This is a genomic window from Bradyrhizobium oropedii, assembly GCF_020889685.1.
Classification (GTDB): domain Bacteria; phylum Pseudomonadota; class Alphaproteobacteria; order Rhizobiales; family Xanthobacteraceae; genus Bradyrhizobium; species Bradyrhizobium oropedii.
In genome coordinates this window covers 39,729-63,764 of sequence record NZ_JACMYO010000021.1, presented here as the reverse complement: position 1 = coordinate 63,764, position 24,036 = coordinate 39,729, and the positions used below count along the sequence as shown (strand labels likewise).

General features: G+C 64.8%; 21 protein-coding genes. 12 read left to right on the top strand and 9 right to left on the bottom strand.

The features are described from left to right. Positions 1-145: 145 nt before the first annotated feature. The 3 genes from H8A95_RS08755 to H8A95_RS08745 all read left to right on the top strand — a co-directional run bounded on the left by H8A95_RS08755 (position 146) and on the right by H8A95_RS08745 (position 2,700). On the top strand, positions 146-292 hold the full coding sequence (locus H8A95_RS08755; RefSeq protein WP_229182807.1) for a hypothetical protein: 147 nt from the start codon (positions 146-148) through the stop codon (positions 290-292). Between the two features lie 264 nt (positions 293-556). Next, positions 557-1,474, top strand: coding sequence for an SDR family NAD(P)-dependent oxidoreductase (locus H8A95_RS08750; protein WP_229182806.1), 918 nt, complete (start codon positions 557-559; stop codon positions 1,472-1,474). A gap of 2 nt (positions 1,475-1,476) precedes the next feature. After that, a complete protein-coding gene (locus H8A95_RS08745) occupies positions 1,477-2,700 on the top strand; it encodes a BaiN/RdsA family NAD(P)/FAD-dependent oxidoreductase (RefSeq protein ID WP_229182805.1) in 1,224 nt (407 codons plus the stop codon). 6 nt (positions 2,701-2,706) lie between these two features. Here H8A95_RS08745 and H8A95_RS08740 read toward each other — a convergent pair whose 3' ends face one another. Continuing rightward, positions 2,707-3,924, bottom strand: a complete 1,218-nt coding sequence (locus H8A95_RS08740) for an MFS transporter (RefSeq protein ID WP_229182804.1) — start codon at positions 3,922-3,924, stop codon at positions 2,707-2,709. Between the two features lie 93 nt (positions 3,925-4,017). On the opposite strand from H8A95_RS08740, the gene H8A95_RS08735 reads away from it, so the two are divergent. After that, positions 4,018-4,920, top strand: coding sequence for a LysR family transcriptional regulator (locus H8A95_RS08735; protein ID WP_229182803.1), 903 nt, complete (start codon positions 4,018-4,020; stop codon positions 4,918-4,920). Here the strand turns inward: H8A95_RS08735 and H8A95_RS08730 are convergent. From H8A95_RS08730 to H8A95_RS08720, 3 genes are all read right to left on the bottom strand, one after another. Further along, complete coding sequence (locus H8A95_RS08730; protein ID WP_229182802.1) at positions 4,917-5,996, bottom strand: D-TA family PLP-dependent enzyme; 1,080 nt, start codon at positions 5,994-5,996, stop codon at positions 4,917-4,919. The genes H8A95_RS08735 and H8A95_RS08730 overlap by 4 nt on opposite strands. A 123-nt stretch (positions 5,997-6,119) precedes the next feature. Then, complete coding sequence (locus tag H8A95_RS08725) at positions 6,120-7,937, bottom strand: ABC-F family ATP-binding cassette domain-containing protein (protein ID WP_229182801.1); 1,818 nt, start codon at positions 7,935-7,937, stop codon at positions 6,120-6,122. A 4-nt stretch (positions 7,938-7,941) separates the two neighbouring features. Further along, positions 7,942-8,439: a YaiI/YqxD family protein gene (locus H8A95_RS08720; RefSeq protein WP_229182800.1), complete on the bottom strand. Its 498-nt coding sequence runs from the start codon at positions 8,437-8,439 to the stop codon at positions 7,942-7,944. Positions 8,440-8,574: 135 nt separating this feature from the next. On the opposite strand from H8A95_RS08720, the gene H8A95_RS08715 reads away from it, so the two are divergent. The 4 genes from H8A95_RS08715 to H8A95_RS08700 all read left to right on the top strand — a co-directional run bounded on the left by H8A95_RS08715 (position 8,575) and on the right by H8A95_RS08700 (position 11,721). Continuing rightward, a complete protein-coding gene (locus tag H8A95_RS08715) occupies positions 8,575-9,375 on the top strand; it encodes a hotdog family protein (protein ID WP_229182799.1) in 801 nt (266 codons plus the stop codon). Beyond that, a complete protein-coding gene (locus tag H8A95_RS08710) occupies positions 9,376-9,984 on the top strand; it encodes a 2-hydroxychromene-2-carboxylate isomerase (RefSeq protein WP_229182798.1) in 609 nt (202 codons plus the stop codon). 446 nt (positions 9,985-10,430) lie between these two features. Continuing rightward, positions 10,431-10,985, top strand: a complete 555-nt coding sequence (locus H8A95_RS08705; protein WP_229182797.1) for a hypothetical protein — start codon at positions 10,431-10,433, stop codon at positions 10,983-10,985. Next, a complete protein-coding gene (locus H8A95_RS08700; RefSeq protein ID WP_229182796.1) occupies positions 10,978-11,721 on the top strand; it encodes a hypothetical protein in 744 nt (247 codons plus the stop codon). Before H8A95_RS08705 ends, H8A95_RS08700 begins: the two co-directional genes overlap by 8 nt. Positions 11,722-11,848: 127 nt before the next feature. Here the strand turns inward: H8A95_RS08700 and H8A95_RS08695 are convergent, their stop codons facing one another. Then, a complete protein-coding gene (locus tag H8A95_RS08695; RefSeq protein ID WP_229182795.1) occupies positions 11,849-14,221 on the bottom strand; it encodes a xanthine dehydrogenase family protein molybdopterin-binding subunit in 2,373 nt (790 codons plus the stop codon). A gap of 212 nt (positions 14,222-14,433) precedes the next feature. Here H8A95_RS08695 and H8A95_RS08690 point away from each other — a divergent pair, with 212 nt between their 5' ends. Both H8A95_RS08690 and H8A95_RS08685 read left to right on the top strand, forming a co-directional pair. Continuing rightward, positions 14,434-15,477 (top strand): Ppx/GppA phosphatase family protein, encoded by a 1,044-nt coding sequence (locus H8A95_RS08690; protein WP_229182794.1) that lies wholly within the window; start codon positions 14,434-14,436, stop codon positions 15,475-15,477. 171 nt (positions 15,478-15,648) lie between these two features. Continuing rightward, a complete protein-coding gene (locus H8A95_RS08685) occupies positions 15,649-16,341 on the top strand; it encodes an RlmE family RNA methyltransferase (protein ID WP_229182793.1) in 693 nt (230 codons plus the stop codon). Between the two features lie 528 nt (positions 16,342-16,869). On the opposite strand, the gene H8A95_RS08680 is transcribed toward H8A95_RS08685, so the two are convergent. Further along, entirely contained in the window at positions 16,870-18,357 is a 1,488-nt protein-coding gene (locus tag H8A95_RS08680; RefSeq protein ID WP_229182792.1) for a DHA2 family efflux MFS transporter permease subunit, read from the bottom strand. A 142-nt stretch (positions 18,358-18,499) separates the two neighbouring features. Here H8A95_RS08680 and H8A95_RS08675 point away from each other — a divergent pair, with 142 nt between their 5' ends. Together H8A95_RS08675 and guaB are read left to right on the top strand one after the other, a co-directional pair. Next, the gene (locus H8A95_RS08675) at positions 18,500-18,751 is read left to right on the top strand and encodes a hypothetical protein (protein WP_229182810.1); all 252 of its coding nucleotides are present in this window, start codon (positions 18,500-18,502) and stop codon (positions 18,749-18,751) included. Positions 18,752-18,931: 180 nt separating this feature from the next. Continuing rightward, complete coding sequence (guaB, locus tag H8A95_RS08670) at positions 18,932-20,422, top strand: IMP dehydrogenase (RefSeq protein WP_229182791.1); 1,491 nt, start codon at positions 18,932-18,934, stop codon at positions 20,420-20,422. 131 nt (positions 20,423-20,553) lie between these two features. Here the strand turns inward: guaB and H8A95_RS08665 are convergent, their stop codons facing one another. The 3 genes from H8A95_RS08665 to H8A95_RS08655 all read right to left on the bottom strand — a co-directional run bounded on the left by H8A95_RS08665 (position 20,554) and on the right by H8A95_RS08655 (position 24,031). After that, positions 20,554-21,396, bottom strand: a complete 843-nt coding sequence (locus H8A95_RS08665; protein ID WP_229182790.1) for an ABC transporter ATP-binding protein — start codon at positions 21,394-21,396, stop codon at positions 20,554-20,556. A gap of 74 nt (positions 21,397-21,470) precedes the next feature. Then, on the bottom strand, positions 21,471-22,922 hold the full coding sequence (locus H8A95_RS08660; protein ID WP_229182789.1) for an ABC transporter substrate-binding protein: 1,452 nt from the start codon (positions 22,920-22,922) through the stop codon (positions 21,471-21,473). Continuing rightward, positions 22,904-24,031, bottom strand: a complete 1,128-nt coding sequence (locus H8A95_RS08655; RefSeq protein WP_229182788.1) for a branched-chain amino acid ABC transporter permease — start codon at positions 24,029-24,031, stop codon at positions 22,904-22,906. The genes H8A95_RS08660 and H8A95_RS08655 overlap by 19 nt, the downstream gene beginning before the upstream one ends. Between the last annotated feature and the right edge of the window lie 5 nt (positions 24,032-24,036).

The following is a 24,036-nucleotide window of genomic DNA, read 5'->3' as shown; positions in this document are numbered from 1 at the left end:
CTAGCAGATGGTTGAGCAGCTCCACCTTTCCCGCAAGTGGAAGAGGTGGAGCGAGCCCGCTTTAGTCCAAGTGGCGCATTGACGGCTTTGATCCCTGGTGTCCATCATGCCCGCTTTAGGCGGTGCGGTCCCGGGAGTGGCAGCCATGGTGCAGAACATCGTCGCCGGACTTGTCGTAGTCGCTCTGATTGTGATCGGCTCGATCAGCTACGCCCAGGAGCACCACGAGTGCTGGAACGGGCACCTGCTCAAAAGCCTGAAGCCCTGCGGATCGATGACCCCTGACGTCTAGCGCGCCCGGCCGCTGTCCTGGCTTTCCTGGCCGGGCTTGACCCGGCCATCCATCGCTGCTCAAAAGTCCCCAACCTTTTCATGCCGCTCGGGCGTGCACCCTCTCCCCTTGTGGGAGAGGGTGGCGAAATCGAGCGGAGCGAGATGAAGCCGGGTGAGGGGTTTCTCTCCGCGCGCTCATCCGTGGAGAGAACCCCTCATCCGGCGCGCTTGCGCGCGCCACCTTCTCCCACAAGGGGAGAAGGGAAGAACAGGAATTTACGGCATGGCAATCAGGTTTGACGGACGCGTCGCTATCGTCACCGGCGCGGGCAATGGTCTTGGGCGGGCGCATGCGCTGGGCCTTGCCAGCCGTGGCGCCAAGGTCGTGGTCAACGATTTCGGCGGCGCGCGCGACGGCACCGGCGGCTCGCTGTCGCCGGCCGAGGCCGTGGTCGAGGAGATCCGCAAGGCCGGCGGCACCGCGATGGCCGACGGCGCAGACGTCTCGAACTTCGAGCAGGTCAGCGCGATGGTCGAGCGCGCCACCAAGGAGTGGGGCAGCGTCGACCTCTTGTGCGCGAATGCCGGCATCCTGCGCGACAAGTCGTTTGCCAAGATGGAGGTCGCCGACTGGGCCAAGGTGCTCGACGTGCATCTCACCGGCACCTTCTACTGCTGTAAGGCGGTGTGGGCCGGCATGCGCGAACGCAATTACGGCCGCATCGTGCTGACGACCTCGTCGTCCGGCCTGTTCGGCAATTTCGGCCAGGCCAATTACGGCGCAGCGAAGGCCGGCATGGTCGGCCTGATGAACGTGCTCGCCGAAGAGGGCCGCAAGAACAACATCAAGGTCAATACCATCTCGCCGACGGCGGCGACCCGCATGACCGAGGAGCTGCTGCCGCCGCAGGCGCTTCAACTGATGAAGCCGGAAGCGATCACGCCGGCGGTCGAATTCCTGCTCAGCGAGGACGCGCCGACCCGCACCATCATGGGCGCCGGCGCCGGCTCGTTCGCAGTGATCCGGGTGCTGGAGACCGAGGGCGTCAACCTGCCGCAGTCCGAGTGGACGCCCGACGGCGTCGCCGCGCACTTCAAGGACATCGCCGACATGTCGACCGCGAAGGCGCTGCAGGGCGCATTCGAGCAGACCCAGAAGTATGTCGCCCAGGCCGCAGCGCGGGCCGGGATCAAGCTCTGAGCATGAACGTCGCCGTCATCGGAGCCGGACCTGCCGGCCTGATGGCGGCAGAAACTCTTGCGGCGGGCGGTGCACAGGTCTCCGTCTACGACGCGATGCCGTCGGCCGGCCGCAAGTTCCTGATGGCCGGCCGCGGCGGGCTCAATCTCACGCACTCCGAGCCGCTGCCGGATTTCCTGAGGCGTTATCGCGAGGCGATGCCGCGCCTGACGAAAGCGGTCGAGGCATTTCCGCCCGATGTGTTGCGCGCCTGGAGCGAGGCGCTGGGCCAGCCGACCTTCGTCGGTACCAGCGGCCGCGTGTTTCCCGAGGCGTTCAAGGCTTCGCCTCTGCTGCGCGCCTGGCTGCGGCGGCTCGATGCGACAGGCGTTGCGTTCGCATTCCGGCATCGCTGGACCGGATGGGAGGCGAGCGGCGGACTGCTGTTCGAGGCACCGGACGGCCCGCGCACGGCCAACGCTGAGGCGACCGTGCTCGCGCTCGGCGGTGCGAGCTGGCCGCGGCTCGGCTCCGATGGTGCGTGGGCGGACATCCTCGCCGCGAAGGGCGTTGCCGTGGCGCCGATGAGATCAGCCAATTCCGGCTTCACGGTTGCGTGGTCGAATATCTTCCGCGACCGGTTTGAAGGCCAGCCGCTCAAGGGCGTCTCGCTCAAGATCGGGGCGCATACGGTGCGCGGCGAGGCGATCGTCACCCGCGCCGGCATCGAGGGCGGCGCCATCTATGCATTGTCGGCCGAATTGCGCGAGGCGGTGCTCGCGAAGGGAACGGCGACGCTCAGCGTGGCGCTGCGGCCCGATGCCGCGCGCGACGAACTGATCGCGCGGCTGTCGGTGTCAAAGGGCAAGCAATCCTTCTCCAATTTCCTGCGCAAGGCCGCGCAGCTCTCGCCGGTCGGCATCGGATTGTTGCAGGAGGCGGCAGTCGCCTCCGGCCGATCGCTGGCTTCGCTGCCGCCGGCCGAACTGGCCGCGCTGATCAACGCGGTGCCGATCGAGATATCAGGCGTCGCGCCGATCGCGCGCGCGATTTCGAGTGCGGGCGGGATCAGGTTCGACGAACTGGATGACCATTTCATGCTGCGGCGATTGCCCGGTGTTTTCGCCGCCGGCGAAATGCTCGACTGGGAAGCACCGACCGGCGGCTATCTGTTGCAGGCGTCGTTCGCAACCGGCGTCGCGGCCGGGAAGGGCGCGTTGAGCTGGCTCAGGCAACGCGCCTTGTAACCCGGCTCATTCCGAACCGGTCCTCGTCGCGAGGTCGGTGATCAGGCCGAGTATGCCGAACGCCGCAGCCACCGCGCAGACCGCCGTCCACCCGCCAAAGCTCCATGCTGCGGACGCTGCCGCCGCACCGACCGCACCGCCGATGAAGAACAGCGCCACGAACAGGCCGTTGATCCGGCCGCGCGCCTCGGGTTGCAACAGATTGACGGCACGGCGGCCGAGCGTCTGATCGGTGGTGATGCCGAAATCGAGCAGCACGGCGCCGACGCCAAGCAGCGAAAGGGCTGCGATCTGCGACTCGATCGCGCCGGCCCAGGCGCAGAGTGCGAGCGCGCCGGCGATCAGAAGGTGCGAGACGATCAGGAGCGGCCGTGCAAGACCGCGATCGCCCCATCGGCCCGCGAGCGGCGTTGCCGCCGCGCCCGCGACACCGATCAGTGCGAACAGCGCAATGCCTTTGGCGTCGAGCCTGAACGGCGCGTCCGGCAGGCGCAGCGCCACGGCAGCCCAGAATGCGGTGAACGATGCCATCACCAGCGCCGCGGTCCAGGACCGCACGCGCAGCACCGGCTCCTCGCGCAGCAGTCTTGGAAATGAACGCAGCAGCGCGCCGTAGCTGACCTTCGCTGTCGGCTGCAAAGTCGGCAAGTAGCGCGCCAGCGCGCAGCCGAGCACCATCATCAAGGTGGCCGACGTAAAATAATAGCCGCGCCAGTTCCAGCTGTCCGCGATCAGGCTCGCCATTGGCCGCGACAGCAGGATGCCGATCATCAAGCCGCTCATGACATCGCCGATCGCTTGTCCCCGGCGCTCCGGCGGAACCATCGACGCCACCAGCGGCACCACCATCTGGATCGCTGCACAGGACGCGCCGAGGATGAAGGTGGCGGCGAGCAGCATCAGCGGCGTCGGCGCCATCGCGGTGCCGATCGCGGCGACGATGGCGCAGGCCAGCGTCCGCAGGATCAGCCGCTTGTTCTCGACGAGATCGACCAGCGGCACCAGCAACAAGAGTCCGAGCGCGTAGCCGAGCAGGGTCAGCGTCGAGATCAGGCCGGCCTGCAACGCGGTCATGCCGAGCGAGCGGCCCATCAGGCCGACCAGGATTTGCGGGGCGAACAGGTTGGTGACGACGGTGCCGGTGGTGATGGCGCCGATCCAGATCAGCGGACGCGCCGAGACGGCGCGCGCAGGGGAGAGTTTAGTGGCTTCGGAAATGGTCATGGGACCTCGCGAGGAAGTGGCGAGGCCCCCTTTAGGGGATCGGCCTAATATGCTACAATTCAAATAAGATGATGAAGAATATGCGAGATTGTTATGAATACCCATGACCTCGTGGCGTTCGTCGCCGTGGTGGAAACCGGATCGATCGTCGCGGCGTCGGCGCGGCTGAACCTGACCCAGCCCGGCGTGACGCGGCGGATCCAGAATCTCGAGGAGATGCTGGGCGCGCAGCTGCTCGACCGGCTGTCGAAACCGCTGAGGCCGACGGCCGCGGGGATCGAGGCCTATGAACGGGGCCGTCGGGTGCTGCGCATGCTCGACGAGCTCAAGTCGGGCGTCGCCAATGACGGCGTGGTGCGCGGCGAGTTCAGGCTCGGCCTGACGCCGTTTTTGTCGGAGGCGGGGCTCACCGGACCGCTCGATGCGGTGCGCGGCGAATTTCCGGCGCTCGCGGTGCGCGTCGTCTCGGGCTGGTCGCCCAACCACATGGAGCGGGTCAGCCGCAACGAGCTTGATGCCGCGGCGATCTGCCTGCCCGACGGCACCGCGCCGCCCGACGATCTTGCCGCCTCCGATCTTGGTGCGCAGCCGGTGGTGTTCGTCGTGGCGCGCGACATGAAGACGCCGAAGTCAGTCGATCTCGAATGGTTGTCGCGGACCGGATGGGTGATCAACCAGGACGGCTGCGGTTTCCGCCAGACGCTGAAGCGCCATTTCGATGCGGCGCATCTGCCGTTCAACATCGCGGTCGAGGCGCTGGACAGCGAGCTGCGGCTGTCGCTGGTGGCGCGTGGCCTCGGCATCGGCCTCGTCACGCCGATTGCGCTGAAGCGCAGCGCGTTCAAGAGCCGGCTCAAGATCGTGAAGATCGCGGATTTCAATCCCGCGGTCCGGGCCTGGATCGTCCACCGCCCGCCCGCCGGCCGCCTGGCGCGGCCGATCGAGGTGTTTCGCTCGGCGCTCGATCGGGAACTGCAGGCTCTGATTCGCGGCTAGCGCAGCTTGCCGCGCGCCGCCACCGGCAAGGCGCCGATGATCTCGTCGCCGCGCACCATCACGACCTCGTCCATCATGTTGACGACGACGCAGACGTGATTGGGCACGATCCGCACGACGTCGCCGACATTGGGCCGGGTGTTGCTGCGGGAGAGATCGAGGAAACCGTGCTCCTCAGCGAAGCGCGCGATCTTGGCCTCGGGATGTTCGAGGATCAGGCCGTGGCCTTCGAGGCCGCCGGTGTCAGAGGTCAGCGTCTTGGAGCCGGCATCGAGGATGCCGCGCTCGGGACCGGCGCGGCTGACGACGGTGGAATAGATATGCAGCGCGCAGTCGTCCCAGCCGGCGACGCCGGCTGCGACCTGCATGCGGTCGTTGTAGATGTAGGTGCCGAAGCGGTGCTCGGTGCCGCCCTTCAGCTTGCCGATGTTCACCAGATTCGGCGTGCCTCCGGTGGAGACGATGGCAGCATCCAGGCCGTGGGCGCGGACTCCGGCCAGCGCCTCGTCGTAGAATTTCTGCGCATCCGCCCAGCCGGTCTCGGTCGGGTAGAGCATGAAGCCTGCGAAGCTCAGGCCCTTGGAGGCTGCGATCTCGCGCGCCAACGCGATCGCCTCGGCCGGGGTCTCGACGCCGGCGCGCTTGCGCCCGGTGTCGCACTCGACGACCACGGAGAGCGGACGGCCGGAGGCGGCCGCGGCCTTCGGCAGGTCGCCGACCACGACCGAATTGTCGGCCGCGACGGTGACGTTGGTCTTGGCTTGCAGCGCGCCGAGCCGCGCCATCTTCTCGTCGCCGAGCAGATTGTAGCTGATCAGGATGTTGTCGATACCGCTATCCGCCATGATCTCGGCCTCGCCGAGCTTCTGACAGGTGATGCCCCTGGCGCCGGCCTTGATCTGCAGCTGCGCCAGCATCGGATTCTTGTGCGTCTTGATGTGCGGGCGGTTGGCGACGCCGGCCGCATCGCAAGCGGCCTGGATGCGGGCGATGTTGCGCTCGACCCGGTCCATGTCGATTACGGCGCAGGGCGTGCCGTATTCCTTGGCGATCTTGGCGGCGAGGGGCGTGGTCATCGGGTCAACTCCGGTTGTTTCCGTCATTGCGAGCGGAGCGAAGCAATCCATCCATCCGCGCATGCGGTGCCGTGGATTGCTTCGTCGCTTCGCTCCTCGCAATGACGACCATTTCCATGCGAATTACGCCTGTTCGATCTCTTCGCGCAGCACTTCGAGCTCGAGCCAACGGTCTTCGGCGGCGGCAAGCTCTTCCTGCGCCTTCGCGATCGCGGCGGAAGCTGCGTCAAACTTCTTGCGATCCTTCGCATAGAGGTCGGGATCGTCGAGCAGCTTCTGCTGCTTGGCGATCTCGGCGTGCAATCTGTCGATCGTCTTCGGCAGGGTCTCGAGCGCGTGCTTCTCGTTGAAGTTCAGCCGTCGTTTCGGCGCGGCAGTGGGCGCCGCGGCAGCCTTGGCTTCCTTCTTCTCTTCAGTCGGGGCGTCCGCCTTCACGGTCTCGCGCTTCACGTCGGCGCCGCGCTGCGCCAGCATGTCGGAGTAGCCGCCGGCATATTCGATCCAGCGGCCCTGGCCTTCGGGCACGATCACGGATGTCACCACGCGGTCGAGGAAGTCGCGATCGTGGCTGATCAGGATCACCGTGCCCTCGTAATCGCCGAGCATGTCCTCGAGCACGTCGAGGGTTTCGAGATCGAGGTCGTTGGTCGGCTCGTCCAGGATCAACAGGTTCGACGGCTTTGCCAATGCGCGCGCCAGCATCAGCCGACCGCGTTCGCCGCCGGAGAGCGCCTCTAGCGGCGTGCCGCGCTGCTCCTGCGCGAACAGGAAATCCTTCATGTAGCCGATGACGTGCTTCGACTTGTCGCCGACCATGACGTGATCGCCGCGGCCGCCGGTGAGCGCCTCGGCCAATGTCAGCTTCGGATCGAGGCTTTCGCGATGCTGGTCGAGCGTCGCCATCTCGATATTGGCGCCCAATCGCACCGAGCCGGAGTCGGGTGGATCGTTGCCGATCAACAGATGCACCAGCGTGGTCTTGCCGGCGCCGTTCGGGCCGACGATGCCGAGCCGGTCGCCGCGCTGGATCCGGGTCGAGAAGCCGTCGACGATCTTGCGCTCGCCAAAGGCTTTGTTGATGCTCTTGGCTTCGATCACCAGGCGACCGGACTTCTCGGCCTCGGCGGCGGCGAGCGTGGCATTGCCGGTGGCGCCGCGGTAGTCGCGGCGCTGGTCGCGCAGCGCGTGCAGATTGCCGAGCCGCTTGACGTTGCGCTTGCGGCGGCCGGAGACGCCATAGCGCAGCCAGTGCTCCTCGTTGACGATCTTGCGGTCGAGCTTGTGCTGCTCGCGCTCTTCCTCGGCCAGCACCTCGTCGCGCCATTCCTCGAAGGCGCCAAAGCCGCGATCGATCTGCCTGATCTGGCCGCGGTCGAGCCAGGCGGTCGAACGCGACAGATTGGTGAGGAAGCGGCGGTCGTGGCTGATCAGCACCAGCGCGCAGCGCCGGCTTTCCAATTCGCCCTCGAGCCATTCGATGGTCGGCAGATCGAGATGGTTGGTCGGCTCGTCCAGCAGCAGGATGTCGGGCGACGGCGCCAGTACCCGTGCCAGCGCCGCGCGGCGCGCCTCGCCGCCGGAGACATGCGCGGGATCTTCCTCGCCGGTGAGGCCGAGCTGTTCGAGCAGATAACGTGCCTGGTAATGATCGTCGCCGGGGCCAAGGCCGGCCTCGACATAGGCCAGCGTCGTCTTGTGCTCGCCGAAGTCAGGTTCCTGCGGCAGATAGCGGATGGTGGCGCCGGGTTGCACGAAACGGCTGCCGGCATCAGGCTCGACCAGCCCTGCAGCGATCCGCAGCAGCGTCGATTTGCCGGAGCCGTTGCGGCCGATCAGGCAGACGCGTTCGCCCGCGGAGACCGACAGCTCGACGCCGGTCAACAGCGGCGTGCCCCCGAACGTGAGGCTGATGTCCTTGAGCTGGATGAGGGGCGGGGCCATCGCGCTAACCCCCGTTCGCCGGCGCCTGCTCGGCGCGGCGGCGCTGGATGCGGCGGATGGTCTGGTCGAGGGTCGACAGGAAGGTCGAGCGGTCGCGCGGCGAGTATGATTTCGGCCCGCCAGTGATTTCACCGGACGAGCGCAGGTCGGTCATCAGATTGCGCACCGCGAGCGTCATGCCGATCGACTGCTCCGTGAACGGCTTGCCGTTCGGTGCGATCACGTCGGCGCCGGCCTTGACGCAGCGGCTTGCCAGCGGAATGTCCGCGGTGATCACGACGTCGCCCTCATGCGCGCGTTCCGCGATCCAGTCGTCGGCCGCATCCATGCCGGAACCGGCGGCGATGCGCTCGATCAGCGGATCCTGCGGCACGCGGATGAAATTGCCCGCGACCACGCTGACGGGTACGCCGAGCCGGATCGCGACGCGATAGATTTCGTCCTTCACCGGGCAGGCGTCGGCGTCGACATAGATGTGGGTGGGAGCAGGGGTTTCGGTCATCGATTCCAAGGTTGGCAGGCGCGGCCTGCGTGTACTCCATCGGGCGGAAAATTGCGAGCAAAACGAGAGGCTTGCCACGCGGCTGGCTTCGATTACGATTGCCGGAGAAAAACAACCGAAATAAGGGGAAACCCCATGGATTCGAAGGCTACGCAGACCTATCGCGTCTCCGCCTACAACACCTCGAAACTGTCAGAGAACAAGATCCACGACGACACGGTGGCGCGGAAGTTCGGCTTTTCCGGCGGTCTGGTGCCCGGCGTCGACGTGATGGCCTACATGATGCATCTGCCGGTCGAGAAATGGGGGCGCGGTTTCCTCGAACGCGGCCTGATCGAGGCGCGCTTCGTCAAGCCGGTCTATGACGGCGAGATCGCGGAATTGACCGGCCGGGAGACCGGTAATGGACTGTCGATCGAGCTCACCAGCCGCGGCGAGCTCTGCGCCACCGGCACCGCATCGTTGCCGGCCTCAGCGCCGAAATTCGTGCTCGACGATTACCAGCAGGTCGCCGCGGTCGCCGAACGCAAGCCGGTGAGCGCCTCGTCCTACGAGCAGGACAAGTGGCTTGGCACCATCCCGCGCGACTGGTCCGGCGATGCCGCCAAGGAGTATCTCGCCGACATCAGGGAGACTGACCCGATCTATTTGCGCGAAGGTCTCGGCCATCCCGGTCTGCTGCCTCGGGTGATGAACAAGGTGCTGGTCGACAACGCGATCCTCGGGCCCTGGATCCATGTCGGCACCCGCATGCAGCTCTTGTCGGCCGGCAAGATCGGCGACGAGCTGACCGCGCGTGCCAAGGTGACCGGCAACTACGACAAGAAGGGCCATCGCTTCGTCGAGCTCGACGCGCTGGTGCTCGGCAACGGCGTGCCGCTAGCGCATTGCTGGCACATCGCAATCACCCAGCCGCGCGAGCAGGTGGCGGCGTAGATGTCTGTCACCATAGACTATTATCTGTCGCTCAACTCGCCATGGACCTATATGGGCAGCGCGCCGCTTACCGATATCGCGCGGCGCCATGGCGCGACCGTCAACGTCAAGCCCTGCAAGTTCGGTCCGATCTTCGAGCAGACCGGCGGCCTGCCGCTGCCGAAACGCTCCCCGCAGCGGCAGGCTTACCGCCTGATCGAGCTGAAGCGCTGGCGCGAGGTGAGGGGCATCCCGCTCAACGTCGAGCCCAGACATTTTCCGAGCGACGATCTCGCGGCGGTGCGGCTCGTGATTGCCGCCGGGCTGCAGGGCAAGGATGCGCACCGCCTGTCGCTGGAGTTCGGCCGCGCGATCTGGGAACGCGAAGAGCCGCTCGCCGACGCTGACGTGATGTCGGCCGCCGCGCAACGCGCCGGCCTCGACGCGGCGGCCCTGCGCGCGGGCGCTCCGTCGGATGCCGAGCTCGACCAGCTCTACGAGCAGTACACGCAGGACGCGCTGAAAGCCGGCGTGTTCGGCGCGCCGAGCTATGTGCTGCCGTCCGGCGAGATCTTTTGGGGGCAGGATCGGCTGGAATTTCTCGAACGGGCGCTGAAGATGCCGGATTGATCGGACTCGAGCGGGTGACGGCGCAAGGAAGGGGCAAGACCGTCCAGACGTGATACCCCGCATCCAGTACGCCGCGGCTTTTCGGTTCTATTTCTGACGTCTCAGGGATACTGGGTCACCGCCTTCGCCGCATGCGGGTGACGACGGCGGTGTTGGCAGCGTCAGCGCCGCTTAGTTCTCACCTCACCTCGCTTGCGGGGAGAGGTCGGATCGCATCGCAGATGCGATCCGGGTGAAGGGCTCTCCACGCACTCACGTCTTTCGAATCTGCGGTAGCAGCCTCAACTATCCGACGTCGTCGTTTGGGTGAGGCACACCGCATCCCGCGCTTCTTCTTGCAATGGAATAGGGAACATAAAAAGAACTGGATAAATGTCTCGCAGGGTCTTGCGGTGGAATCATGAACTGCATAAGTAATGTCATGGCTAAATACTTTGGAGATTGTCATGACTGACACACCTGTTGCTAACCCGACTGTCGCCGCAGAACCAGCCGAGCTTGAAATCAAGTCGACCCTAGCTGTCTACAACGCCCTCAAACCACTCGACAGCGATGCACAAGAGCGCGTCGTCAAGCATGTTAGCGGCATACTCGGCATCAGCGTGTTGCTTAAATCGGCTGACCCCGAACCTGACACCGCAGCGACCGGTGAGGAACATCCGGCAGCGGCTCAAGCGGGCGGGACGCCGACGTTCGGCACGTTTGCGGAATTGTTTCATGCCGCTGATCCACAAACCGCGTCTGACATGGCTCTTGTGGCGGGGTATTGGCTGCAGGTCTGCAAGAATGCCCCCAGCTTCGATGGCCAAAGCGCCAACAAAGAGCTGAATCACCTCGGTCACCGTGTAGCAAATATCACTACGGCAATAGGCGCTCTAAATTCTCAGCGACCCGCCCTCGCCATCCAGCTTGCGAAGTCCGGCAGTTCGCGTCAGGCGCGCAAGACCTACAAGATCACGACCTCGGGCGAGGCTGCGGTGAGGGCGATGATTAATGGATGAGGCGCGCCTTACCGAAGCCCTCAAGTCGCTGCTGGGTGATGATCTCGCGTCCGACATGGTGACCAACTTCGTCAGTATGCGGCGCGATCTGGCGACGCGCACCTTGGAGCGATCCTCGCCCGGCAAATTCGTTGAGACGTTCGTGCAGTGTCTCCAACATATCGCGGCCGGCAAGCACGACACGAAACCCGACGTGGACGTCTATCTTTCTAAACATGCCGAGAACGCCGCCTTGCCGGACGGGCTGCGCATCTGCGGGTGCCGGATCGCGCGCGCTATGTATTCGTTGAGGAGCAAACGCAGCATCGCCCACAAGAATGAGATTGATCCCAACACCTTCGATCTTGCGCTTCTGCACGAAGGCGCGGCATGGATCATGGCCGAGTTGTTCCGCATCGCCTCGGGCCTGACGATGCAGGAGGCGGGGGAACTGATCAATCTGGTGCAAGCGCCGGTCGGCACGCTGGTCGAGGACATCGACGGTACCCGCATCGTTCATGCGACCCTGCCAATTGAAGGTGAAATTCTGGTGCTGCTTCACAGCCAGTACCCGAACGCCGTGCCGGTGAAGAGCATCGAAGGTAGCATGATCGGGCGCAACGCGAAGTCGGTGCGCAACAAGCTCGGCGACATGAAGGGGCGCAAGCTCGTACACGGTGATGCCGCGAAGGGATTTCGTCTGACGCAGGCGGGTTTCGCAGACGCCGTGAGCGAGATCAGCAAGCTCGCTGGCTAATTGCCGACATCTCGCTCAAGTGCAAGTTTGCCGAGGCGTTGCCCGACCCGCCTCGACTGGGCGTGGAATACCGGACCACCCGCTTTCGCGGGTGATGACAGCGGCGAGTGATGGTGAAGCGGCGCCCTTACGCCGCGTTCGCCTTTGCATCCTGGATCGCGCGCCAGACGCGTTCCGGCGTCAGCGGCATGTTGATGTGCTTGATGCCGTACTCCGACAGCGCGTCGACCACGGCGTTGACGATGCAGACGAGACTGCCGGCGCAGCCGGCTTCGCCGCAGCCCTTGGTGCCGAGCGGATTGGATTTCGCCGGCGAGGGGTGATCGCCGACCTCCATCGCCGGCACGTCGCCGGCACGCGGCAGCGCATAGTCCATGAAGGAGCCGGTGATCGGCTGGCCCGAGGCGTCGTAGCTGACCTCTTCCATCAGCGCCTGGCCGATGCCCTGCGCGACGCCGCCATGCAGCTGACCGGCGACGATCATCGGATTGACCACGGTGCCGAAATCGTTGACCGCGGAGTAACGCACGATCCGCGTCACGCCGGTGTCGGGATCGATCTCGACCTCGGCGACGTGGCAGCCGTTCGGGAAGGTCGACGCCGTCTCCTTGGTGGCGTGGTCGACGTCGAGCGTCTCGGGTGTGCCTTCCGGCATCTTGCCGGCGCGCATCCGCTCGGCGAGCTCCATGATGCCGATCGAGCGGTCGGTGCCGGCGATGGTGAAGCGGCCCTGGCCGAATTCGATGTCGGCCTCGGACGCCTCCAGCATATGGGCGGCGGCCTTCTTGCCCTTCTCGACCACCAGCGCGGAGGCTTCGACGATCGCTTGCCCCGTCGCGGTGATCGAGCGCGAGCCGCCGGTGCCGTTGCCGAAGCGGACCAGATCGCTGTCGCCCTGTTCGAGCGTGATCTTCTCGAAGGGCACCCCGAGCTGCTCGGACAGCACCTGCGCAAACGGGGTGGCGTGGCCCTGGCCGTAGTCGAGCGTGCCGGTGGTGAGCTTCACCGAGCCGTCCGGCTCGAAGGTGATCTTGCCGAGTTCGCCGGACGGCGGCGCGGTGACCTCGAGATAGGAGCCGACGGCGATGCCGCGCAGCCTGCCGCTCTTCTTGCTCTCCTTCTTGCGCTTGGCGAAGTTGTCGTAGTCGGAGATCTCCAGCGCCTTCTGGAACACGCCGGCGAAATCGCCGCTGTCGTAGGTGACGCCCGAGGCTGCCGGGAACGGCAGCTGCGACGGCTTGATGAAGTTGCGCTTGCGCAGCGTGAAGCGGTTGATGCCCATCTCGTCGGCGGCGGCGTCGATCAGCCGCTCCATGTAGTAATTGGCCTCGGGTCGGCCGGCACCGCGATAGGCGCCCATCAGCGTGGTGTTGGTCACCACCGTCTTGATGTCGACGCCGAGCAGCGGCGTGCGATAGACGCTGGCGAGGTTCTTGCCGGTGTTGAGCGACAGCGGACCCGGCGCGACGCCGGTGATATAGGCGCCGAGATTGCCGTAGCCTGAGAGCCGCACCGCGAGGAATTTGCCGTCGGCATCGAGCGCGAGCTCGGCATGGATCAGCTGGGCACGGCCCTGGCTGTCCGAGAGGAAGCTGGTCGAGCGTTCGTCCAGCCACTTCACCGGCCGCCCCAGTTCGCGCGCTGCATGCGCGATGCAGGTGTATTCGGGATAGTTGAGGTTCTTCATCCCGAACGAGCCGCCGACATTGCCGGTGAGGATACGGACCTTGTCGGCGGGCACGTTGAGCAGGCGCGCCAGGATCGCCTTGTTGCCGGACACGCCCTGGGTCGGCACCTGCAGTGTGAAGCGCTCGGTTGTCTTGTCGTAATGCGCGAGCGCGACCCGCGGCTCCATCGAGACCACCGCGACGCGGGTGTTGACGATGTTGAGTTTCGTCACATGCGCGGCGCCAGCGAACGCTGCCTCGATCCTGGCGGTGTCGCCATAGTGATAGTCGAGCGCAACGTTGTTCGGAATGTTGTCATAGAGCTGCGGCGCGCCGGGCTTGGTTGCCTCGGCCGCGTCAGTTACCGCCGGCAGCGGCTCGATGTCGACCTCGACGGCCTCGGCCGCATCGCGCGCCTGCGCCGCGGTCTCCGCGACCACGAAGGCAACGGGATCGCCGACGAAACGCACCTTGTCGGTGACGAGCGCCGGGCGGTTGGTCTGCAGCAGCGGCGAGCCGTCGCGGTTCTTCAGCGGCAGGCCGCAGGTGAAGGGGTTGTAGCCCGCGGCCGCGAGGTCGGCGCCGGTCCAGACGCCGAGCACACCCGGCATCGCCTTGGCGGCCGCGGTGTCGATCCCCTTGATGATTCCATGGGCGTGTGAAGAGCGAACCATCCAGCAGTAAGCCTGACCGGGCAGGGAGAAATCGTCGGTGTATTTGCCCTTGCCGCGCACCAGGGTGTCGTCCTCCTTTCGTCGAACAGGCTGTCCGACACCGTATTTTTGCAGTGCGATAGCGTTTTCGAGGGAGGCGGGCGGCGTATGATCTTGCATCGAAAATGACCTGAAATGCCCGGATTTGCTGGAGTTTGGGGGCGCAGACGAGATAACGCACGCCCCCCTTAACGACAACGCCCGATTGGGCATGGACCCAATGTGAACGGAGTTTGCGTAGGGCTTTGACGCTGCTAAAGTTTCCGTGAACGGACAATTATTCGGCGGGCCCATGGATTGCCCTTGGGGTCCTGCGGAAAGACAGTGTTTTGATGAATGACTATGTGCGGCTTTGTGACGGCCCTCCGGCCGGCGAAGCCCCGTCAGGGCTGATTGCGGCGGTCGCGGAAAGCGGCGTCTACGCCGCGCTCGACCTCGGCACCAACAATTGCCGGCTGTTGATCGCCTGTCCCACCGGCGACGGGTTCCGCGTGGTCGATTCCTTCTCGCGGATCATCCGGCTCGGCGAGGGCATCGCCGCGACAGGCTCGATCAGCGAGGCCGCGATCGAGCGGGCGATCGCTGCGCTCGCCATTTGCAGCGACAAGATCCGTTATCGCAAGGCCCGCCGGCTGCGGCTGATCGCCACCGAGGCCTGCCGCGCCGCCGGCAATGCCGAGAGCTTTCGCGCGCGTGTCGCAGCCGAGACCGGCATCGAGCTCGAGGTGATCAATCGCGAGACCGAGGCGACGCTCGCCGTGATCGGCTGCTCGCCGCTGCTCGACCCGAAGGGGCGGGGCGCCATCCTGTTCGACATCGGCGGCGGCTCGACCGAGCTGGTGCGGATCGAGCGTGACCCCGACGCGCCCGATGCGCCGCCGCGCATCAAGGCGTGGATGTCGATCCCGCTCGGCGTCGTGACGCTGGCCGAGCATTTCGGCGGCAAGAACGTCACCAGGGATTTGTATGCGCAGATGATCGACGAGGTCGCGCAGCATGTCGCGCCGTTCGCGGCCGAGCACGGCAACGATCTGCGTGACATGCACATGCTCGGCACCTCGGGCACCGTGACCACGCTTGCCGGCGTCTTCCTCAATCTGTCGCGCTACGACCGCCGCCGCATCGACGGCATCTGGATGAACGATTGCGACGTCACCGCGACGATCCAGAAGCTGCTCGGCATGAGCTATGAGGCGCGCGTCAGCAACAACTGCATCAGCGTCGAGCGGGCCGATCTGGTGCTCGCCGGCTGCGCGATCCTCGATGCGATCCGCAACGCGTTCCCGATGCCGCGGCTCCGCGTCGCCGATCGCGGCCTGCGCGAGGGCATGCTGGTCGAGATGATGCGCGAGGACGGCGCGCTGCGGGCGTGCTAGGGCATTAAATCAAACGAGCGTTCGTTCCACCTCGCCCCGCTCTTGCGGGGAGAGGTCGGATTGCGCAGCAATCCGGGTGAGGGGCCCTTTCCACGCATTCGGTGTGTGGAAGCAGCCCCTCACCCCAACCTTCTCCCCGCAAGAGCGGGGAGAGGGAGAAGAGAAAATGACATGGCGAAAGACACCACCGGGCGGCTGCACGTCACGGTCAAGAGCGGCGGCAAGCGCAAATTGTCGTCAAAACTCTGGCTCGAGCGCCAGCTTAACGATCCCTACGTCGCCAAGGCCAGGGCGATGGGCTACCGCTCGCGCGCGGCCTTCAAGCTGCTCGAGATCGACGACAAATATCGCCTGCTCAAGCCGGGCATGACGGTGGTCGACCTCGGCGCTGCGCCCGGCGGCTGGAGCCAGATCGCGGCGAAACGCACCGGCGCCGCCGACGGCAAGGGCAAGGTGGTCGCGATCGACCTGCTCGAGATGGGCGAGATCCCCGGCGTCACCTTCGCGCAGCTCGACTTCCTCGACCATGACGCGCCGGAAAAGCTGATCGCGATGATGGGCAGCCGCGCCGATTTCGTGATGTCCGATATGGCCGCCAACACCACCGGCCATCGCAAGACCGATCAGCTCCGCATCATCGGCCTGGTCGAGACCGCGGCGCATTTTGCCGGCGAGGTGCTCAATCCCGGCGGCACGTTCCTGGCGAAGGTGTTTCAGAGCGGCGCCGACGCCGAGCTGGTAGCTCAGCTGAAGCGCGATTTCGCCGCCGTCCGCCACGTCAAGCCGTCCGCAAGCCGGCAGGATTCGTCCGAGCGCTACGTGCTGGCGACGGGGTTTCGGGGACAGCAGCAGCCGTCATCGTAGAGATCGTCATTGACGGAGGGAGACTGGACTCACTCCAGCCGCTGATCCCGCGCGCGCGGCACGACATTTCAGCGTGACCGGTTGGAACCTTGGCGCGCGGCCGGAGTCGAGTCCGTTGCTCCCGGCCAATGCCCCCCAAGCCCACCGGGAGAAAACCCCCCACTGGGTTGGCGGCCTTGGTGCAGCGTCGGGTTTCGCGCACTGGGGCCGTTTCTTGCCAGGGCTGGAAAATCGAGCATCGCAGGCGCATATCTCTCATATGGCGACCATTGTTCAATGCAATTGCGGCGCTGAGTACAGACGCACTGAAGAGAAGTTCTTGGTGCCGCATACGGGTGACGCGATCTGCACGGTCTGCGGAGCTGCGCTGGAATCGTGGCTGGAAGCGACCCACGTTCCCACATACGAACTTGTTGAACGTCCGGATCGAGGACAGCCAGGCGGAATGACCGGCCACCCCTGAGGGCCTGGCCGTGACCGGACCGCGGCTTGCAGTGTCCGTGCCTCGGAAACGGCTCGTTCGATCAACTAGCCGAGCCGCTGATCCCTGGCGTTCTGGGTATCCTCGGTCGCGACCTTGACGGCTTCGGCGGCGGCGCGCTTCTCGGCGCCCTTGCGGCTGGAGATATCGATCGCCTTGCGGCCGGCGATCTCGTTGCCGGCGTCGGCCGGCATCTGCCAGAAGAACCAGGCCGAGGCGGCCGAGATCAGCGAGACCACGATGAAGGCCGGTCCGAACACATCGGCGGAGAGTTCGGTCTGGTGATGCAGCGCCAACGTGGTTTCGACCGAGAAGGCGCCGACCGCGACGCCTGCCGACACCGCGAGCTGCTGGTTGACGCTGACGAGGGTGGTGGCGCGGCTCATCTGCGGCGGCTCGACCTCGGCATAGGCCACGGTGTTGATCGCGGTGAATTGCAGCGAGCGGAAGAAGCCGCCGACCACCAGGATGGTGAAGATCAGCATCAGCGGCGTCGAGATCGTGAACAGCGCGCAGGCGGCGAGGAAGGCCGAGCTGACCACCGCATTCACCGTCATCATGTTGCGGAAGCCGAAGGCCTTGATGATGCGCGCCGCCAGCGTCTTCATGCCCATGGCGCCGACCGCGGATGCAAACGTCACGAGGCCGGACTGGAATGGCGACAGGCCGAAGCCGACCTGCATCAGCAACGGCAGCAGAAACGGCAGCGCGCCGATACCGAGCCGGAACATGAAGCCGCCGACGATCGACGCCCGCATGGTCGGCAGCCGCAATAGGCCGAAATCGAGTACCGGCGAACCGGTGCGCCGCGCGTGGATGACATAGAGCGTCATCGACACCGTGCCGACCCCGACCAATCCGGCGACGATCGGCCACGGCAACAGATTGAGGCCAGCGACCGACAGCCCGAATGCGATGCCGGCGAGCCCGATGCCGGCCAGCACCAGCCCCAGCAGATCGAAACGCTCGGGGGCCTCGCTCTTGATCGGGTCGATGTATTTCAGTGCCAGGAAGATGCCGAGCAACCCGATCGGGATGTTGATCAGGAAGATCCAGTGCCAGGAGAAATAGGTGGTGATGAAGCCGCCGAGCGGCGGCCCGATCACCGGACCTATCAGTGCCGGGACCGTCACCCAGGCCATTGCGTTGACCAGCGCGCTCTTGTCGACCGAGCGCAACAGCACCAGCCGCCCGACCGGGGTCATCATCGCCCCGCCGAGGCCCTGCAGGATGCGGGCGAACACGAAATCGGTCACCGAACCCGACAGCGCGCAGCCGATCGAGCCCAGCATGAACACGGCGACCGCGCCGGCAAACACGATGCGGGCGCCGAAGCGGTCCGCGGTCCAGCCGCTGGCCGGGATGAACACTGCGAGCGACAACAGATAGGAGGTGATTGCAAGCTTCAGCGTCAGCGGGCTGGTGCCGATATCGGCGGCGATCGCCGGCAGCGAGGTCGCAATCACCGTCGAGTCCATGTTTTCCATGAACAGGGCGGTGGCCACGATGAGCGGGATCAGGCGTTGTTTGTTCATCAAAATGAGACGGCTGTGCTGAAAAAGGCGGGCGAGGGGGGCCATATCATCCTGCCTCCGGCCACGCTATTGCGGAACCGGCCAAACGCCCTAAATCCTGCGTGACGCTGGTATGCATCCGCCCGCGTTAGAGGTGCCTGCCGTGATCTACGTCCTTGCCGCTCTCTTGCCGCCGATCGGGCTGCTCCTGAACGGACAGCCGTTTTCGGCCATCTTCAATCTGGTCCTGATCGTGTTTTGCGCGATTTTCGGGCTGTTTTTCCACGTATTGCTGCTGGTGCCGTCGGCCCATGCGGTGATTGCGGTCCACATGAAGCGGGAAGACCGGCGCCACCGCGAGGTGGTCGAGGCGATCCGCCGCCACGGGCCGCCGCCCGGTTACAGGGTCCCCTGAACAGGCCCCTAAAAAGCCTGTGCATGGCTGGCAAACACTTTGATTCGTCATGCCGCCATGCTATCGACCAGCGTCAACCCCACCGATGGGCGCCGATTCGACGGTGACGCAGCAAGCGTCGCCGCAGGCGACGTTCATCCGTAAGACCATCGCGGCTGGACCGCAGATAAGGAGTTGGCAATGGCCACGGGATTTCCGGCTATCCGCGAAGCCTTCACGTTCGACGATGTGCTTCTGAAGCCCGGTTTGTCCGACGTGCTCCCCTCGGAAGTCGATATTCGCTCGCGCGTCACCCGCGCAATCTCGCTCAACATCCCGATCATGGCGTCCGCGATGGACACCGTCACCGAGGCGCGCATGGCGATTGCGATGGCGCAGGCCGGCGGCCTCGGCGTCATCCATCGCAATTTCGACCCCGAAGGTCAGGCTGCCCAGGTCCGGCAGGTGAAGAAGTTCGAATCCGGCATGGTGGTCAACCCGCTGACCATCGGCCCCGACGCCACGCTGGCCGACGCGCTGGCGCTGATGAAGGATCACGGCATCTCCGGCATCCCGGTCGTAACCGGTGCCGGCAAGAACGTGCCGGGCAAGCTGGTCGGCATTCTGACCAACCGCGATGTGCGCTTCGCGACCGATCCGCGGCAAAGGGTTTCCGAGCTGATGACGCACGAAAACCTCGTCACGGTGCGCGAGGGTGTCAGCCAGGACGAGGCGAAGCGGATGCTGCACCAGCACCGCATCGAAAAGCTGGTCGTCGTCGACGAGCAATATCGCTGCGTCGGCCTGATCACCGTGAAGGACATGGAAAAGGCGGTCGCCCATCCGCTGGCCTGCAAGGACGCGCAGGGCCGGCTTCGCGTCGCCGCCGCGACCACGGTCGGCGAGACCGGCTATGAGCGCACCGAGCGGCTGATCGATGCCGGCGTCGACGTCGTCGTGGTCGACACCGCGCATGGTCACTCGCGGCATGTGCTCAATGCCGTCAACCGCATCAAGCGGCTCTCCAACGCGGTGCAGGTCGTGGCGGGCAATGTCGCGACCGAGGGCGGCGCGCAGGCGCTGATCGATGCCGGCGCCGACTGTATCAAGGTCGGCATCGGCCCGGGCTCGATCTGCACCACGCGCATCGTCGCCGGCGTCGGCGTGCCGCAGCTCACCGCGATCATGGATGCGGTCGCGGCGGCGAAGAAGGCCGACATTCCGGTCATCGCCGATGGCGGTATCAAATATTCCGGTGACCTCGCCAAGGCGCTCGCCGCCGGCGCCGACATCGCGATGGTCGGCTCGCTGCTCGCCGGCACCGATGAGACGCCGGGTGAAGTGTTCCTGTGGCAGGGCCGCTCCTACAAGGCCTATCGCGGCATGGGCTCGGTCGGCGCGATGGCGCGCGGCTCGGCCGACCGCTACTTCCAGCAGGACATCAAGGACACGCTGAAGCTCGTGCCGGAAGGCATCGAGGGCCAGGTGCCCTACAAGGGCCCGGTCGGCAACGTGATGCACCAGCTCGCCGGCGGCCTCCGCGCGGCGATGGGCTATGTCGGTGCGAAGGACATCAAGGACTTCCACGACAAGGCCGAGTTCGTCCGCATCACCGGCGCGGGCCTGCGCGAGAGCCACGTCCACGACGTGACCATCACGCGCGAAGCCCCGAACTATCCGGGCGGGGTGTAAGCCCACAACTGTCATTCCGGGATGGTGCGTTGGCACCAGACCCGGAATCTCGAGATGGCGGGGATTGAGCGGACAATGAGATTCGCGGCGATACCCACCTCAGTCCTCCCCCGCAAGCGGGAGAGGGAGCGCTAGGCGAGCCAGCGCTTGCGTCGCTTGTAGTGCTTCACATCGCGATATGATTTCTGCTTGTCTCCGGCGACGCCAAGGTAGAACTCCTTGACGTCCTCGTTAGCGGCGAGCGCGCGCGCTTCGCCGTCCATCACCACGCGGCTATTTTCGAGGATGTAGCCGTGGCTCGCATATTTGAGCGCCATGTTGGTGTTCTGCTCGGCGAGGAGGAAGGATACGCCTTCCTTGGCGTTGAGATCCTTAACGATTTCGAAGATCTCTTCGACGATCTGCGGCGCGAGGCCCATCGATGGTTCGTCGAGCAGGATCATCTTCGGGCGCGACATCAGCGCGCGTCCGATCACGCACATCTGCTGTTCGCCGCCCGACGTATAGCCGGCGGTGGAGTTGCGTCGCTCTTTGAGGCGGGGGAAATAGGCGTAGACCCGTTCAACGTCCTGCGCGATCGCGAACTTGCCATCGGTCCGCGTAAAGGCGCCGGTCAGGATGTTCTCCTCGACCGTAAGATGAGGGAAGGCACGCCGGCCCTCCATCACCTGAATGCAGCCGCGTCGCACCACGTCGTTTGGCGACAGCGACTTCACCTCGACGCCGTCGAACAGGATCGAGCCCTTGGTGACCTCGCCGCGCTCTGCGTGCAGCAGATTGGAGATCGCCTTCAGCGTCGTCGTCTTGCCGGCGCCGTTGGCGCCGAGAAGCGCGACAATGCCGCCGCGCGGGACCTCCAGCGAGACGCCCTTCAACACGAGGATGACGTGATCGTAGACAGCCTCGATATTGTTGACGGATAGAATCAGAGCTGCTGCTTCCGTCGCAGCGGCGACCGTCTTGGCGTTAGACACGCGCGGACCTCCAAGCAGTTGCACCTTCCGGGATCCGGGAGCAGCCAAACTGCCCCCGGATCGCTCACACGGGCTCAGGTTTCCTTCGCGCAATCGCGCGGCTGGATCTTCTTCTCCGCGGCATACTTCGCGGACACGTCGGCGACGAGCGGTTCGATGAGCGATTCGTCAGCCGTGTACCAGTCGGAGATCACTTTCCAACCCTTGCCATCCCATTGCTGGACGCGCCCGTAGCGCGCGCCCTCGTGGTCGGAGCAGGAAATGCTGACCGGCTTCAACATCCCCTCAAAGCCGAGTTCCTTGATTCGATCAGCGGTGAGGATGAGGTTCTCAAGCCCCCAACGGACCTGCTCGCCCGTCAGCGGTTTCTTGCCGAACTTTTCCTGTGCCTTGCGGATTGCCTCCACGCCGAGCATGGCATTCGTCATGCCGCGGTTGTAGAGAATTTCGCCAATTTTGCCAGGTTCTGTCGAACCTTTGCCCTTCGCGTAGAGATATTTCTCTATGTCGGCATGAACGAGAAACTTGCCGGCGCCGTGCTGAAGCATCAGCGACTTGTAGCCCGCGGCCTGATCACCTGCCGGCGTCACATCCGGCTCTGCGCCTGACCACCAGACGCCGATCATCTTGTCGCGCGGATAGGCGACGGCGGCCGCTTCATTGATTGCCGTGCTGTTCATGACGCCCCAGCCCCAGACCAGGACATAGTCCGGCCGGTTCTGGCGGATCGCCAGCCATTGCGACTTCTGCTCGACGCCGGGATGCGTGACGGGGATCGGCGTGAAGTCGAAGCCGTACTTCTGCGCCAGCACTTGCAGCATCGGAATCGGCTCTTTGCCATAAGGGCTGTCATGGTACAGCAGCGAAATCTTCCTGCCCTTCAGCTTGTCGAAGCCGCCGAGTTCCTTGGCGACGTACTGGATCGCGATATCGGCCGCGGACCAGTAGGTGCCGAGCAATGGAAAATTATAGGCGAACACCGCGCCGTTCTTGGAATCAGCACGGCCATACCCCATCGTGATGATCGGGATCTTGTCGGTCGCGGTCTTTTCGGTGAGTGCGAAGGTGATGCCGGTCGACAGCGGATTGATGAACGCCGCGCCGGTTGGACCCTTGCTCTTCAGACGCTCGTAACACTCCACGCCCTTGTCGGTCGCGTAACCCGTCTCGCATTCCTCGATTAGAATCTTGATGCCGTTGATGCCGCCGTCACGTTCATTGATCAGGTTGTAATAGTCTACAACGCCGTTTGCGTAGGGCGCGCCGTTCACAGCGTACGGTCCGGTCCGGTAGGACAGAATTGGAATGAACTGCTCGTTTTGCGCTGCGGCCGGTGCGCTCAACGCCGCGCCGGCCAGGGCGGCCGCCAGCATCAATACATTGCGTGCAATACTTGCCATATTGATATCCTCCTCGTTTGAAGTCCCTCTTTTCCGTCCGCGGTGCTTGCTTCCTCTCCGTTGTCGGCGGCCGCCGTCCGCGTTGCGATCGTGGCGCGATCGCTCCTTCAATAGGGAAACGGCCAAAGTCTGAGCTTCTCCTTGCCGATCGATATCAGCCTTGCGAAGCCATGGGGTTCCTTGATGAGCAGATAACAGATCAAGGATCCGAAGATGATGAACTGGAGGTGAGTGATCGTTTGCGTCGACAGTGGCAGGCCGAGCTCGGCCGGAATCACATTCAGCATGATCGGCATGATGAGGATGAAAGCCGCCCCGATGAACGAACCCATGATCGATCCGAGCCCGCCGATGATGACCATGAACAGTAGCTCTAGCGAGCGGTCGATCGAGAACGCGAGCGGCTCCCATGAACCGAGGTAGACGAACGCCCAGAGCGCACCCGCCACCCCGATGATGAACGAAGATACCGCGAAGGCCGTGAGCTTTGCATAGAGGGGCCGGATGCCGATCAGTTCGGCGGCGATATCCATGTCGCGGATCGCCATCCACTGCCGGCCGAGATTACCGCGAACGAGATTCTTCGCCAGCACCGCCATCACAGTCACGAAGAGCAGGCACAGCAGGTAGCGCTCGACCGGCGTGCGAACGATCATGCCGAAGAAATCCAGTTCCGGCGCATTCACCGATCCCGACGGGGCGTAGTTGGTGAACCACGGGAGCCGCAGGAACGCCCAATCGAAGAAGAATTGCGCGGCGAGCGTTGCGACCGCCAGGTAGAGACCCTTGATCCGCAGACTGGGAATGCCGAACAGGATTCCGGCACAGGCCGCCATCAACCCGCCTAGCAGGATGGATGCCAGCACGGGCAACGGTGGGATCGCGATCGCGAAACCAAGCCAGGCAAGCGGGATGTGAACGCCGGTCGCCAGCTTGTAGGCGGAATAGGCGCCGATCGCCATGAACGCGCCGCTGCCGAGCGAGATCTGGCCGCAATAGCCGACCAGAATGTTTGTCCCGACGGCGGCGAGCGCCAGGATGAGGAAGGGCAGCAGGATGGCCCACAACAGATAGTCGGTGCGGAACGGCCAGATACGGAAACTGGCCAACAGCGGCACGCCAATGAACGCAATCCCGAGCAGGATAGCGAGCGCAATGCGATCCTGACGGATCGGGAAGATCGCCATGTCCTCCGCGTAGTTCGTCTTGAACTGGCCGGCTTCGCGATAAAGCACAACGA